This window comes from Aeromonas sp. R5-1 (assembly GCF_040908265.1).
GTDB classification, from domain to species: domain Bacteria; phylum Pseudomonadota; class Gammaproteobacteria; order Enterobacterales; family Aeromonadaceae; genus Aeromonas; species Aeromonas caviae.
In genome coordinates this window covers 1-15,043 of sequence record NZ_JBFODJ010000060.1, presented here as the reverse complement: position 1 = coordinate 15,043, position 15,043 = coordinate 1, and the positions used below count along the sequence as shown (strand labels likewise).

At 61.1% G+C, this 15,043-nt stretch carries 9 protein-coding genes; 7 read left to right on the top strand and 2 right to left on the bottom strand.

Going from position 1 to position 15,043, the window contains the following annotated elements:
- The first annotated feature begins 112 nt into the window (after positions 1–112).
- On the top strand, positions 113–1,468 hold the full coding sequence (hutW, locus tag AB5Y64_RS09365) for a heme anaerobic degradation radical SAM methyltransferase ChuW/HutW (protein WP_368203686.1): 1,356 nt from the start codon (positions 113–115) through the stop codon (positions 1,466–1,468).
- Positions 1,469–1,524: 56 nt separating this feature from the next.
- Here the strand turns inward: hutW and xseA are convergent, their stop codons facing one another.
- Both xseA and AB5Y64_RS09355 read right to left on the bottom strand, forming a co-directional pair.
- Positions 1,525–2,889 (bottom strand): exodeoxyribonuclease VII large subunit, encoded by a 1,365-nt coding sequence (xseA, locus tag AB5Y64_RS09360; RefSeq protein ID WP_368203672.1) that lies wholly within the window; start codon positions 2,887–2,889, stop codon positions 1,525–1,527.
- Positions 2,890–2,995: 106 nt separating this feature from the next.
- The gene (locus tag AB5Y64_RS09355; RefSeq protein ID WP_368203670.1) at positions 2,996–3,904 is read right to left on the bottom strand and encodes a DMT family transporter; all 909 of its coding nucleotides are present in this window, start codon (positions 3,902–3,904) and stop codon (positions 2,996–2,998) included.
- 55 nt (positions 3,905–3,959) lie between these two features.
- Between AB5Y64_RS09355 and AB5Y64_RS09350 the strand changes: the two genes are divergently transcribed.
- From AB5Y64_RS09350 to AB5Y64_RS09325, 6 genes are all read left to right on the top strand, one after another.
- Positions 3,960–4,094, top strand: a complete 135-nt coding sequence (locus AB5Y64_RS09350; RefSeq protein WP_268843373.1) for a hypothetical protein — start codon at positions 3,960–3,962, stop codon at positions 4,092–4,094.
- Positions 4,095–4,280: 186 nt separating this feature from the next.
- A complete protein-coding gene (locus AB5Y64_RS09345) occupies positions 4,281–7,487 on the top strand; it encodes an alpha-amylase family glycosyl hydrolase (RefSeq protein ID WP_368203668.1) in 3,207 nt (1,068 codons plus the stop codon).
- An 822-nt stretch (positions 7,488–8,309) separates the two neighbouring features.
- Complete coding sequence (locus AB5Y64_RS09340) at positions 8,310–8,945, top strand: YitT family protein (protein WP_010674548.1); 636 nt, start codon at positions 8,310–8,312, stop codon at positions 8,943–8,945.
- 263 nt (positions 8,946–9,208) lie between these two features.
- Positions 9,209–10,672 carry an IMP dehydrogenase gene (gene guaB, locus AB5Y64_RS09335; protein WP_010674549.1) on the top strand — a complete coding sequence of 488 codons (1,464 nt, stop codon included), beginning with the start codon at positions 9,209–9,211 and terminating at the stop codon, positions 10,670–10,672.
- An 83-nt stretch (positions 10,673–10,755) separates the two neighbouring features.
- Complete coding sequence (gene guaA, locus AB5Y64_RS09330) at positions 10,756–12,345, top strand: glutamine-hydrolyzing GMP synthase (protein WP_042863789.1); 1,590 nt, start codon at positions 10,756–10,758, stop codon at positions 12,343–12,345.
- 185 nt (positions 12,346–12,530) lie between these two features.
- Positions 12,531–14,990: a hypothetical protein gene (locus tag AB5Y64_RS09325; protein ID WP_368203665.1), complete on the top strand. Its 2,460-nt coding sequence runs from the start codon at positions 12,531–12,533 to the stop codon at positions 14,988–14,990.
- Positions 14,991–15,043 lie beyond the last annotated feature (53 nt).

Genomic DNA, 15,043 nt, shown 5'->3' with positions numbered 1-15,043 from the left:
GCTCAATCCTTCCCGACTTGATCCAGCACAAATACCTGCAACTGATATTCGTTATCATTTGCGTTATTTACGCAGGGTAACCCCAGTGACGACTCTCCAGCTTTCTTCGACCATGACGGGGCTTTGTACCCCGGATCCCCTCAAATTCGCCTTCACCGCCAAGACGTCGGCCCATGCCAGCCGGGGAGGGGCCGCCCCCCTGATGCTGGACGATGCCGGCTGGCAAGCCTGGTGGCAGCAGGAGAGCGAGGCCAAGGCCCGAGCGCTCTATATCCATATCCCGTTTTGCCGCAAGCGCTGCAGTTTTTGCAACTTCTTCGAAAACGGCGCCAATCCGGCGCGCATGAGCCGCTACATGGAGGCACTCTGCGGGTCGCTGCGCCAGGCAGCCGAGACGCCGCTCGTCCAGAGCCGGCCTTTCTCGGCGGTCTATGTGGGGGGCGGCACGCCGACCGACATGGCGGCGGGCGATCTCGCCCGCCTGGCCAGCGCCATCCGCCGTTTTCCCCTGACCGTGGATGCGGAGCTGACCCTGGAGGGGCGGCTCAACGGCTTTGATGACGAGAAGTGGCAGACGGCCCTGGCGGGTGGCTTCAATCGTTTCTCGTTCGGCGTGCAGAGTTTTGATACCCGCGTGCGCCAGCAGGCGGCCCGCTTCGATGACAGGGAGACCTTGCTGTCCCGGCTGGCGGCGCTGACCCGCCACAACGAGGCGGTGATCGTGGCGGATCTCATCTTCGGTCTGCCGGGGCAGGATGAGGCCGTGTGGCGCCAGGATATCGCGGATGTGATGGCGAGCGGGGTGCACGGGGTGGATCTCTATCAACTCATCTCCATGGCGGGCACCAACCTGGCGCGCGCCGACGAGAAAGGCACCCTGGGCTGGGCCGCCGATGGCCAGCAGCGGGCAGTCATGTATGCCGACGGGGCACGGACGCTGGAGGCGGGGGGCTGGGAGCGGCTCTCCTGCAGCCACTGGCGGCGCACCGATGCCGAGCAGAGCCGCTACAACCAGATGGCCAAGTGGGGCGCCGAGATCCTGCCCTTCGGCGCAGGGGCGGGGGGCAACATTCACGGCCACGGCCTCATGTATGGCCGGGATCTGGCGCCCTGGCATGAGGCGCAGGCGGGGGGCGTGCGTGCTCCCGGCATGGTGATGAGGCCCAATCCCGATGCCCGTCTCGATGGGCTGCTGCGAGGGGGGCTCGATACCGGATGGCTGGCGTTGTCGCAATTGCCACCGGGGCTGGTCTCCCACCTGATGCCGCTCTTTGAGGCCTGGCAGCGACACGGGCTGGCACGACTCTCGGCCGAGCGTCTCGCCCTCACCCTGGCGGGGCGTTTCTGGAACGTCAATCTGCAGGCCGGGTTGTTCGAGTATCTGAGGTGCAATCCACCGGGGGGGATCAAGGGGGGCGAGAAACCATCCGGCCACCCGGGCAAGATGGCCGGTCATGCCCTGGTATAACGGGCTATCGGAGCACAGAAAGGTGGCGGGGGCCTGGTGCAAGCCCCCGCTTTTTGTCAGCGGTTGTCGACTTCGTCCACCCGCACTCGCAGCGCTCCCTCTGCGAGGGTGGTGATCAGGGTCTGGCCTGCATTGACCTGGGATGCGCGGCGGATCACCTCCCCGGAGGGGGTGCGCACGATGGCGTAACCGCGCCCCAGGGTGGCCAGCGGGCTGATGCCGTCGAGGCGGGCTCCCAGCATGGCGAGGCGGTGGCGGGCGAGATCCTGGCGTTTTGCGATGAGGGCATGGAGGCGCTCCTCGGCAAGCTGGTGACGACGTTTGCCGATGGCCAGCAGCTTTTCGGGGCTTCTGGCCTGCAGGCGCATGGCGAGGCCCGCGAGGCGCCGCTCCCCCTGGTGCAGGCGATCACGCAGGTGCTGCTGCAAGCGGCGGTCGAGCTCGTCGAGGCGCTGGGACTGCTGCTCCAGCCGTCGCTTGGGATCCTGATGATCGAGCCGCTTCTGCAGCAGGACGAAGCCATGGCGGGCGGCGACCTGGTGACGGCTCATGGCCTGGGTGAGCCGCTGGCGCAGGTGCACGAGGCGCTGGGCGCGGGTGCTCCTGTCCGGCGCCACCAGCTCGGCGGCGGCAGAGGGGGTGGGGGCACGAAGGTCGGCGGCAAAGTCGCTGATGGTGACGTCCACCTCGTGTCCTACGGCGCTCACCACGGGGATGGCGGAGCCTGCGATGGCCCGTGCCACCGCCTCTTCGTTGAAGCACCAGAGATCTTCAAGGGAACCGCCGCCGCGTCCGACGATGAGCACATCCACCTCGGCGCGGCGATTGGCAAGCATGATGGCCGAGACGATCTGGGCGGTGGCGGCGCTCCCCTGCACCTGGGTCGGGTAGATGAAAACGGGCAAGTCCGGGGCGCGGCGGCGCAAGACGGTCAGCATGTCGTGCAGGGCGGCGCCTGTGGCGGAGGTGACCAGCCCGACGGCGCGGGGTTCCCGGGGCAAGGGGCGCTTGCGCCCTTCGTCAAAGAGCCCTTCGGCCCCGAGGCGGCGCTTGAGCTCCTCGAAGCGCAGGGCCAGCATGCCATCCCCGGCGGGCTGCATGGACTCGATGATGAGCTGGTAGTCGCCCCGGGGTTCATAGAGGGAGACTCGCGCCTGCACCAGCACCTGCATGCCATCCTGGGGACGGAACGGCACCCGGCGGTTGTTGCCCTTGAACATGGCGCAGCGCACCTGGGCCGACATGTCCTTGAGGGAGAAGTACCAGTGGCCGGAACTTGGCATCGCGAGGTTGGAGAGCTCGCCGGTGAGCCACACCAGCCCCAGATCCTGCTCCAGGATCATGCGCACGGCGCTGTTGAGGCGGGTGACGGTGAAGATCTGCTGTTGTCTGCTCTGACTGGCGGGTTCGAGGTGATTCAAGGCTGGCCCTGCTGTGGTGTCCGCCGGGGCGGGAGAAACGATGGGGGTCATCTTACCCCAGTTGCGCCCATCTGCCGAGCCATGGGCCCGGCAGATGACGCGGAGCCTAGGCTTGTGCCTTGGCCGACTTGACGGCTCTGGCGGGGCTGGTCACCAGCCAGACCGCGAGGCAGACCACGGCGCCGCCGAACACGAAGCCGCCGGTGAGGGTTTCCCCCAGCACCAGATAGCCCCACAGGATGCCGAAGGGCGGAATGAGGAAGGTGACAGTGAGACTTCGCAGGGGGCCGATGTCGGCGATCAGCCTGAAATAGAGCAGATAGGCGAAGGCGGTGCAGAGGAAGCCGACCGCCAGCACGCTGGCCCAGACCCAAGGCTGGGCCCAGTCGACGGCGGGGCCGGTCGCCAGGGTGTAGCCGAAGAAGGGAAGCAGGAAGAGGACGGCCCCTATCTGGCTGCCAAAGGCCACCAGTTTGGCGTCCAGGCCTCCCCGCTCGGTGACCCAGCGTCTCGTCAGAAAGCCGGCGCAGCCATAGCAGGCGGTGGCGATGAGGCAGGCCAGCACCCCGATGGCAAGTTGGCCGCTCAGGTCGACCTCCCCGGTGGTGGTGATGAGCCCGATGCCCACCAGCCCCAGCATGACCCCGGCCCACTTGCGCAAGGTCAGCGTCTCGTGAAAGAAGGAGAAGCCGATGAGGGCGCCCATCAGGGGCGTGGTGGCGTTGAGGATGGCGGAATACCCCGCGGGCAGCCAGAGGGCCGCCACCGCATACATCAGGAAGGGGACGCCGGAGTTGATGATGCCAAGCACCATGATGGATTTGAGCTTGCCCTGAAACTGCATGGGGGTGCGCAGCAGCAGGAGCATGGCGGCGAGCCCGACGAGGGCGAAGAAGACCCGCAGGAAGGTGGTGTTGACCGAGCCGAACGCCGGCGCCGCGATGCGCATGAACAAAAAGCTGGCACCCCAGATGGCTGCCAGCGCGAGCAATCTCCCGTAATCCGATGGTCTCATCGTTTCTCCCTGAATGAACCGCCCTGTTGCCCGAGATGGCAAGGGGGATTGCATCATGGGGGCAAGCGTCCCCGATGGCAACGGCGCCGTGCAGGAGGCAGGGGCTGACCCTGTGCCCGAGGTGGTCGTGGAGGGCGGCCATCTTGCTCTCCCCGATGGGGGCGCCCCTCACTTCTGCGCCAGGAAATGAAAGCGCTATCAATCACATACAGCCCATGACGAGGTCGACAGTGGTCACATTTTGCGCGTGTTGGCCATGAATTGGCCATGGGGGACTCTAGACTGGTCGGGCTCATCTGAAGGCGGGACGTTGCGGATGGGGGAATGCCGGGACACACCGGCATCACACACAAACAATGAAAATAAAGGACTATCAATGGCTAGATGGATACTCGCGGCCGGATTGTTGGGAACCCTGATCACGGCGCCGAGCACGGCGGCGGAGTGGTTCTTCCGGGGCACCGCGAATGGATGGGCGGCGACCGCCATGACGTCGACGGACGGCGTCAATTTTGATACCTGTCAGCGCTTCGTGAGCGGGGATGCCAGCGGCGGCCCGCGCTTCAAGATAGACAGGTACGGCAACTGGCAGCAGAGCTACCCGGCGGCCGACTACGGGGTCAATGCCAACACGGCGTACCAGATCCGCATCAACGCGAGCACCCAGGCGGTGAGCGCGACGGCGGTGGCCAGTTGCGAGGCCTCGGGGTTTGCCAGCACCTTGCCGCAGCTCAACGTGCGCGGCACCTTCAACGGCTGGGCCAGCCTCCCCATGACCCTGGTAGGGGATCACCTGTGGCAGGTGGAAGCCTACCTGGATGGCAAGGCGAGCCAGCGCCTCAAGTTTGATCAGGCTGGGGACTGGGCCGTCAACTTTGGCGACAGCAACGGCGACGGCGTGCTGGAGAAAAGTGGCGGCGACATCTTCTGGAGCGCCGTGGGCACGGTGCGCATCCAGGTCAACGATCAGACCCTGGCCTACAGCATCACCCCCCTCGGGGATGACAACCAGCCGCCGCTCGCGGTCATCACCCCGGGGGGGACGGTGAACGTGACCCAGGGGGCGTCGCTCACCTTGAGCGGCAGCGACTCCACGGATCCCGACGGCCAGATCGCGAGCTATCTGTGGAGCAGCGGCGAGACCACGGAGAGCATCGTCGTCAACACCACCCAGACCGGCACCTTCACCTATGGCCTCACGGTCACCGACGATCAAGGCGCCAAGGGCAGCAGCAGCGTGAGCGTGGTGGTCGGGGCAGGACAGAGCAGCGACAGCTGGTACTTCCGGGGCACGGCCAACAACTGGGGGCTCACCCCCATGACCAGCGAGGATGGCACCACCTTCTGCACCGAGCAGGCCTTTGGCAGCAACAACCCCCGCTTCAAGATTGACCACAAGGGGGACTGGACCGAGGCGTATCCGGCCCAGGATTACCTGGTCAGCGCCAACACCAGTTATCGCATCTGCTTTGACAGCCTGCGCAAGGCCATCGAGGTGGAGAAGCTGGCCGGGGCCGATCTGCAGGCCCCCACGGTGACGGCCACCCCGTCCCCGGGGAGTTATGTGGACAGTCAGTCCATCACCCTGGGAGTGAGCGACGATCAGGACAGCGCCCCCGCCGTGCATTTCACGACGGACGGCAGCCAGCCCACCACGGCATCGGCCCGCTATGCAGGTCAGCCCCTGGTGGCGAGTGACAAGGGGAGCGGCACCGATCTGGTGATCCGCACCCTTGCCATCGACGCCAGCGGCAATCAGCGCGAGCAGCGCTTCGAGTACCGTATCGGCGAGCAGGGGGTGGCGAGCGGCGATTTTCGCGCCGAGAGCATCTACTTCCTGCTGACTGCCCGCTTCTATGATGGCGATGCCAGCAACAACTACTACAACCGGGATCGCTACAAGGCGGGGGATCCCCAGTGGCGTGGCGACTTCAAGGGTTTGATCGCCAAGCTCGACTACATCAAGGATCTCGGCTTCACCGCCATCTGGGTGACGCCGCCGGTGGAGAACCGCTCCGGCCTCGACTACCACGGCTACCATGCCTACGACTTCTACCGGGTCGATCCCCGTCTGGAGTCGCCGGGGGCGGGTTACCGGGAGTTCATCCAGGCGGCCCACGCCAAGGGGCTCAAGGTGATCCAGGACGTGGTGCTCAACCACTCGAGCCAGTACGGCCTGCGCGGCAAGACCTGGATCGATCGCCTGCCCGTCAAATACTACGTACCGGCGGGGTCGAGCCAGGGACTCATCAACAATGGCCCCTATCAGGGCAATCTTGGGGATTACGCCAGTGCCAACCGCTGTGACGACGACAACCCGGCGGCGCCCGACTGGTACAAGGCTCGCTGCCAGTCCGATCCGGCGGGCACCCAGCCCCTGGTAGATCCCAAGACCGGCGCCACCGTGCCGAGCGCAGGCTACAACCCCAACCGCTTCTTCGGCATCGACGCCCAGACCCTGGATCCCGCCTGGTATCACCTGGACGGTTTCATGTCCGGCGGTGACTGGGAGAGCCCGCTCGCCCTGCAGCGCAAGCACATGGCGGGGGACTGCATCGATCTCGCCACCGGCAACCAGAACGTCAAGGACTACCTCAACGGCGCCATTCGTCAGTACCTCGACATGGGGGTGGATGCGATTCGTATCGATACCTTGAAGCACATCGAGCGGGACGAACTGCTGACCTATGTCCATGACTGGCAGGCCCACAAGCCGGGGCTGTTCGTCTTTGGCGAAAACCTGGTCAAGGGCACCGGCTGGGGCTCTGAGCTGGCCAACGACAATGCCTCGGCGGTGATCCGCCCCTGGTGGTATACCCGCACCACGCCGAACCCGGCCAATCCCCGTGCAGGGGGCGATTCCGGCCTCTCTGTGCTGGACTTCTCCCTCTTCTCCACCTTCCGTGACAACGTCACCCGGGGGAACTTTGGCGGGGTAGGGGGGATTTTCGCCATGGACTGGGTCTATGGGGATGCCACCAAGCTCATCACCTTCTTCCAGAACCATGACGTGGGGCCGGACAACGACTTCAAGTACCGCTACGGCGGGGAAGAGGGGAATGCGGCCATGACCTACAACCTGCTCTGGACGGCGCGGGGGATCCCGACCCTCTACTACGGGGAGGAGGTGATGTTCCAGGCGGGCAAGCCCCAGGATATCGATGGGGCCACCATGACGGTGGATCAGACCGGTCGTGCCTACTACGGGGAGGTGCTGGACAACCCCGCCACCCCGAGCCACCCGCTTTATCAGCACATCAAGCGCTTGAACCAGATCCGCAAGGCGGTGCCCGCCCTGCAAAAAGCGCCCATGAGCCAGGTGAACGAGTGGGGGAGCGGCATCAGCTTCGTGCGTGATCTGAGTGCCGAAGGGAGCTACGCCGCCGTGGGCCTTGCGGCCAACTCGGCCCAGCAGATAAACCTGAGTGGCCTGAAGAACGGCACCTACACGGACGCGGTAACCGGTGCGAGCCAGAGCGTCAGCAACGGCAGCCTGAGCTTTGCGGTGCCCGCCTATTCGGCGCGGGTCTGGGTACTGAACGGCCCGGGCAAGGTCGGTGCTGACGGCAAATACCTCAAGTAAGGAAGCCCTGTCACAGGGTGCAGCGAGTCGGCCTTCGGGCCGACTTTTTTATTCTGCCTTCTGCCTATGCCTGAATGGATGCCCCATCCTGATGGGGCTCTGGCTCTGGCTCTGGCTGCGGGGGCTGGTGGATGGGCAGACCTGTGGACTCGCGACCAGCACGCTCATGGGCAGGGGGCTAGAGGGAAGGGAAGTGGTGCATCCGCCGCCCGAGTCACTTCATGCTCTGCATATTGGAGTGCTCATTGCTGTGCTCATGGCAGTGAGCAAAGCGGTGCCCATGTCGTCTTTGCGCTGCGGTGCAAGGCAAACTGTGCCACTCGGCTGCTCTATATTGGTGCAATTGCTCTTTATTGGTGCGCGACATCCACATCCGCCCCTGGAACCCGCCCCGAAGAAACACGCCGTATGGCCCCCGGGCTTCCCCCATGACAAGCATCATCCATGCTGAAAAGCGGCATCCTATCGACATGATCTGCCGAAAAACCGGGCTGTGAAGGGGATAGCACGAGGCCTTTTTCGGTGACGCGGGTAAACATGCTGCGCCACTGTGATGGCCGATCACGGAAGTGGTGGATTCTACCTGCATATTGCGCATTTGTCGGAATTTAAATCCGATTATTTATGTTATCGCGGACTCTTGTTTTGATTGGCGCTCTTTTTGCTGTGCCTTGTCATCCCCATGATGGCGAGATCAGGGGGCGGGGGAGCGCAAGATTGGGGGGTGGGGACGGCAAGGTGAACGGGTCGCCGCCATCAGCCCCAACGCGGCCTGGTTGTCGGGCAACGGATGCCACCATCAAATCGGATCTAAGGAGTCATATGGAAGGTGAAATGACCATGCAGCCAGCGGCTGCGGGCAGGGGGCTGGCCCATACCCTCAAGGACGATGTCTACGGCATGGTGCTCGGGGTCATGTTTATCGCCGTGGGGCTCAATCTGCTCAAGTGTTCCGGCATGATCACCGGTGGCATCGCGGGCATCGCCCTGCTGATCGCCCATGTCAGCACCCTGCCCATCGGCGTGCTCTTCTTCCTGGTGAACCTGCCCTTCATGGTGTTCTGCTACGTCACCATGGGGCGCGCCTTCACCCTCAAGACGCTGATCGTCAACGTCGCCCTCTCGGCGGCCACCCAGGCGGTGCCGCTGCTGCTGACGGTGAGCTATGTCCATCCCCTGTTTGCCGCCCTGGTGGGGGGAACCTTCCTCGGCATGGGGGTCTTGTCTCTGGCGCGTCACAATGCCTCCGTGGGGGGCACCGGCGTGGTGACGCTCTGGCTGCAACGGCGCACCGGCATCAATGCGGGAAAGAGCCAGATGGTGCTGGATGTGCTGGTGTTTGCGCTCTCTCTGCTCACCCTGCCGCTTCCCCTGCTGCTCTGGTCAACCCTGAGTGCGCTGGCCATGAACGCCATGCTGATGAACTGGCACAAGCCGGGCCGCTATCAGGGGAACTGACAGCCGGTCTGGCTGACGGCTGAGAGGGAAAAAGGCCGTTCCGGGAGACTGGCGGCAGAAAGGGGCTCAACGGCAAAAAAGATCATCTTGTCGGGAAAAACGGCATGGTTACGGCTGAATTTATTGGTTTTTTGCCCTGTTGGTGGCGTTAAATCGGGCTACGCCATAAAAAATTCAAAAAACTTCTTTACCACTGCCCAATGCATGAGTAAAATTTGTCGGCAATATTTTACACCCCCACTCCTCAACGGTGAGATATTGCCATGCTCAGGATTGCCAAAGAAGCGCTGACCTTCGACGATGTACTGTTGGTTCCAGCCCACTCCACTGTTCTCCCCAATACCGCCGACCTGCGTACCAAGCTCACGTCTGCGATCACGCTGAATATCCCGATGATCTCCGCTGCCATGGACACAGTGACCGAAGCCCGTCTGGCTATCGCACTGGCCCAGGAAGGCGGCATCGGCTTCATTCACAAGAACATGTCCATCGAGCAGCAGGCTGCCGAAGTGCGCAAGGTCAAGAAGTACGAGAGCGGCGTGGTCAGCGATCCCGTTACCGTGCGCCCTGACATGACCATCGCCCAGATCAAGGAGCTGAGCCACAAGAACGGTTTCGCCGGTTACCCCGTGGTGACTGACGGCAACCAGCTGGTGGGCATCATCACCGGCCGTGACGTGCGCTTCGTCATCGATCTCTCCCAGACCGTCGAACAGATCATGACCCAGAAAGATCGTCTGGTGACCGTGCGTGAAGGGGCCCCTCGTGAAGAGGTGGTGGCCCTGATGCAAAAGCACCGCATCGAGAAGGTGCTGGTGGTCAACGGCGACTTCAAGCTCAAGGGCATGATCACCGTGAAGGACTTCCAGAAAGCCGAGCGCAAGCCCAACGCCTGTAAAGACGAGCGTGGCCGTCTGCGGGTCGGTGCCGCCGTCGGTGCCGGTGCCGGCAACGAAGAGCGCGTCGCCGCCCTGGTGGAAGCCGGTGTGGACGTGCTGCTGATTGACTCCTCCCACGGCCACTCCCAGGGCGTGCTGGATCGCATCAAGGCGACCCGTGAAGCCTATCCTGACCTGCAAATCATCGGCGGCAACGTCGCCACTGCCGCGGGCGCCAAGGCGCTGGTGGAAGCGGGTGTCAACGCCGTCAAGGTCGGTATCGGCCCGGGCTCCATCTGTACTACCCGTATCGTGACCGGCGTGGGCGTGCCCCAGATCACCGCCATCTCCGACGCCGTCGACGCCCTGGAAGGCACCGGCGTGCCGGTGATTGCCGATGGCGGCATCCGCTTCTCCGGCGATGTGGCCAAGGCCATCGCCGCGGGCGCAAGCTGCGTCATGGTGGGCTCCATGTTTGCCGGTACCGAAGAGGCGCCGGGCGAGATCGAGCTCTATCAGGGCCGCTCCTTCAAGTCCTACCGCGGCATGGGCTCTCTGGGTGCCATGTCCAAGGGCTCCAGCGACCGTTACTTCCAGACCGACAACGCCGCCGACAAGCTGGTGCCGGAAGGGATCGAAGGGCGCGTGCCGTACAAGGGCCGCCTCAAAGAGATCATCCACCAGCAGATGGGCGGCCTGCGCTCCTCCATGGGTCTGACCGGCAGCGCGACCATCGACGACATGCGCACCAAGGCCGAGTTCGTGCGCATCTCGGGCGCCGGGATGAAAGAGTCCCACGTTCACGACGTGACCATTACCAAAGAAGCCCCCAACTACCGGATGGGCTGATGAAACGGGGCTCTGCGCCCCGTTTTTCCACCTTTTTTTATCCCGTGCTTTTTGTGACAACATCAGCCTGATGCAGGAATAAAATGACTAAAGACATTCACGCCCACCGTATCCTTATCCTGGATTTCGGTTCCCAGTACACCCAGCTCATCGCCCGTCGCGTCCGTGAAATCGGCGTCTACTGCGAGCTGTGGGCCTGGGACGTAACCGAAGAGCAGATCCGCGAGTTCAACCCGAGCGGCATCATCCTCTCCGGCGGCCCGGAATCCGTGACCGAGGCGGGCAGCCCGCGCGCCCCCGAGTACGTGTTCAACGCCGGTGTGCCGGTGTTCGGTATCTGCTACGGCATGCAGACCATGTCCGAGCAGCTCGGCGGCAAGGTGCAGTCCTCCAACCTGCGTGAATTCGGCTACGCCCAGGTCGAAGTGCTGGGCCAGTCCGGCAAGACCAGCGCTCTCTTGCGCAACATCGAAGACGCCATTGCCGACAACGGCAATGCCCTGCTGGATGTCTGGATGAGCCACGGCGACAAGGTCACCGAGATCCCCGCCGGCTTCACCACCATCGCCCAGACCGCCACCTGCCCCCACGCCGCCATGGCCGACGAAGCCAAGCGCTTCTACGGCGTGCAGTTCCACCCGGAAGTGACCCACACCCGTCAGGGTGCCCGCATGCTGGAGCACTTCGTCAAGGACATCTGCGGCTGCGAGTGCCTCTGGACCCCGGCCACCATCATCGATGACGCCGTCGCCCGCATTCGCGAGCAGGTGGGTGACGACGAGGTGATCCTGGGCCTCTCCGGCGGCGTGGACTCCTCCGTGGTCGCCATGCTGGTGCACCGCGCCATCGGCGATCGCCTCACCTGCGTCTTCGTCGACAACGGCCTGCTGCGCCTGAACGAAGGCCAGCAGGTGATGGACATGTTCGGCGATCACTTCGGCCTGAACATCATCAAGGTCGACGCCGAAGAGCGCTTCCTCTCCGCCCTCGCGGGCATCGACGAGCCGGAAGCCAAGCGCAAGACCATCGGCCGCGTCTTCGTCGACGTGTTCGACGACGAGTCCAAGAAGCTCAAGAATGCCAAGTGGCTGGCCCAGGGCACCATCTACCCGGACGTCATCGAATCCGCTGCCAGCAAGACCGGCAAGGCCCACGTCATCAAGTCTCACCACAACGTCGGCGGCCTGCCGGAAGAGATGAAGATGGGTCTGGTGGAGCCGCTGCGCGAGCTGTTCAAGGACGAAGTGCGCCGTGTCGGCCTCGAACTCGGCCTGCCCTACGACATGCTCTACCGTCACCCCTTCCCGGGTCCGGGCCTGGGCGTGCGCGTGCTTGGCGAAGTGAAGAAAGAGTACTGCGACTTGCTGCGCAAGGCTGACGCCATCTTCATCGAAGAGCTGCGCAAGGCCGACCTCTACAACCAGGTCAGCCAGGCGTTCGCCGTCTTCCTGCCGGTGCGCTCCGTCGGCGTCATGGGCGATGGCCGCAAGTACGACTGGGTCATTGCGCTGCGCGCCGTCGAGACCATCGACTTCATGACCGCCCACTGGGCTCACCTGCCGTACGACTTCCTCGGCCACGTGTCGAATCGCATCATCAACGAGATCAACGGTATCTCCCGCGTGGTGTACGACGTCTCCGGCAAGCCGCCTGCAACCATCGAATGGGAATAAGCGGCTAACGCCCTTTCATCCTTCAAACATAAAAATGTAAAAAAGACGCCCTTGCGGCGTCTTTTCTTTTTCCAATCGTTTGCGGAGCAAAATTCGCTCTCAAGCGGCGATGGTTCTTTTCATTAAATGGATTACTGACTTACCTCCGAATATGATATGAGCGTTCAATTTGGGGGGAAGGTGTCGTGGCCATTTTTGATATTGAGAAAGATGAATTACTCCGCTTTTCCGATACTCAGCTCGAAGAGTTGATCGCGCGCCTTGCCGAGGCTGAGATTGCTGCTCATGGTTATAGTCCTGCCTATGTACACTGGTCAGGCTCTATCAATGCTCCTGATGGTGGTATCGATGTTCATGTTCAAGTGCCTGTTGAAAAAATAAACACGGGCTTTATTGAACGACCTGATACGATCTTTCAAGCCAAAAAGCATCCAATGCCGAGGGCTGCGATAACCTCAGAAATGACCAATGATGGGATATTATCACCGACGATCTCTGAACAAGCGGCAAAGGGAGGGAGTTATATCATCGTTAGCTTGGGTGATGATTGCTCTCCTCCTATGAAAGAGGACCGTCTCGAAGCAATGCAGTATGCGGTAGCGGATTATCCTCATGGGGCCAGTATTCACTTGGATTTTTACGACCGCTCTAAACTAGCGCAATGGTTGCGGCAGCACCCGTCAGTCATGCTCTGGGCCAAAAAAACGCTTGGTCAGGGATATTCTGGGTGGCAGCCATATGGTGCTTGGAGCAATCCGCCTCAGGGGTCAGTAGATACCTTGATTTCAGCGCCAGGGGTGACAATTACTCTGCCATCCGGAAAGGGGCAAAAGCTAGCCATTCAGGACGCTATCGGGCCAATGCGAGAACTGATTAGCTCAACCAATAAAGCTGTTCGTATCACTGGATTATCCGGTGTTGGAAAGACCCGAATCTTACAGGCTCTTTTCGATGAAACGGTCGGAGCAGATGCGCTCGATCGGACTATCGCAGTTTATGTTGATACCGGTGAAAGCCCGGAACCCTCTGCAACAGCAATGCTAGATCGACTGATCGCTGAGGGGCGACGTGCCATTATGATCCTTGATAATTGCCCTTCTGAATTGCACACACTCCTAGCCCGTAAAGTAGCGGCCAAAGGTGCGATCAGCCTGATCACTGTCGAGTATGACATTAGAGATGACAAGCCTCAGACCACAGAGGTCATCCATATAGAAGCGATCGGACCGGAGATGGCTGAGCAGCTTCTTATCCGTCGCTTTCCCATTATTGGTCGGAATAACGCCCGCCGCATAGCCGAATTTGCTGACGGCAATGCGCGGGTTTCTCTGGCTATCGCCGAGAGAGTGGAAGAAGGTGAAAGTTTGGCTCAACTTTCTGACGTTCAGTTATTTGACCGATTGTTTGACCAGCGGAAGAGCCCGGACGATGACCTTCGGGCGCAGGCTGAAATATTGTCTTTGGTTTATTCATTTTCAGTTTCAACGGCTGAGGAAGGTCAAAACGAACTGGAGGTATTGGGTTCTATCTCAGGGTATTCCGCAAACCAGTTGTTCCGAGCAACAAGCAAGCTGTCTGATCGCCATATTGTACAGAAGAGGGCCCATTGGCGGGCCATTTTACCTCATGCCATTGCCAACAGGCTGGCGTCATCGGCACTGAATTGTATTCCGGTTAATCAACTAAGAGCGACTTTTGAAACTCTTGGCAACCAACGCTTACTCATGTCGTTCGCACACAGGTTAGGGCTGCTTCACGATCATCCCGTGGCGAAAGAGATTGTTGAATGTTGGCTTCAGCCCGACGGGCTGTTGGGGCGGTTAACAGAATTAAACGATATATCTGAAAGAATGCTGAATTATATCGCGCCAGTTGCACCTGAAGCTCTGCTAGATAGGATCGAAATGGTGTTGACTACGTCTGATATTCATGACGGTGCAACGAGTGAGAATCTACATACCGCAACCATCATCAATCTTTTACAGCTATTAGCATATGAATCGAGAGCATTCGATCGCTGTATTAGACTTCTTATTCATGTGGCTGGTTATGAGAAAGAGAATGATGACAATAACTCGCTAGGAAGCCAGATAACCAAATTCTTCCAAGCATATCTGTCTGGTACTCACGCTACGTTAGAGCAACGCATTACCATCATGAATGAATGCTTTTCATCGGATGTTCCTAGACGTATAGCGTTGGGTTTCAAGATGCTTGCGACAACCTTAGAAGATCGCTGGACTGGATTTGGAATGAATGCGTTTGGTGCTCGGCCGAGAAACTATGGACTTCACCCCAGTCATGATGAGCTTGTGCAGTGGCGAAGTGCTTTTATCGATGTTGCGGTACAATTGGGCACCTCCGGCGATCCCGCTATTGAGGTTCCCGCGCGTCAAATCATGGAGAATACATTCCGAGGGATGTGGAGCCAGATAGCGATAAGAGAAAAACTGATTGATGCTGCTCGAAAATTACATGCACATCGCCCTTGGGGAGGTGGTTGGAAAGCCGTTCGCTCTACGATCTATTTCGATCATACCGAGCGCAAAAACGCGAATAATGTCGAGTCCATACCAGATAATCTTGCTGCCTTGGAGAAAGAGCTAGGGAAGGTGCGAATAAGCGGGGAAATTCTTCTCGGCTGACTCAGTCATTTCATTTTTTCAGTTTGAGCCGATTTTTTCTCCCGTAAATGCCT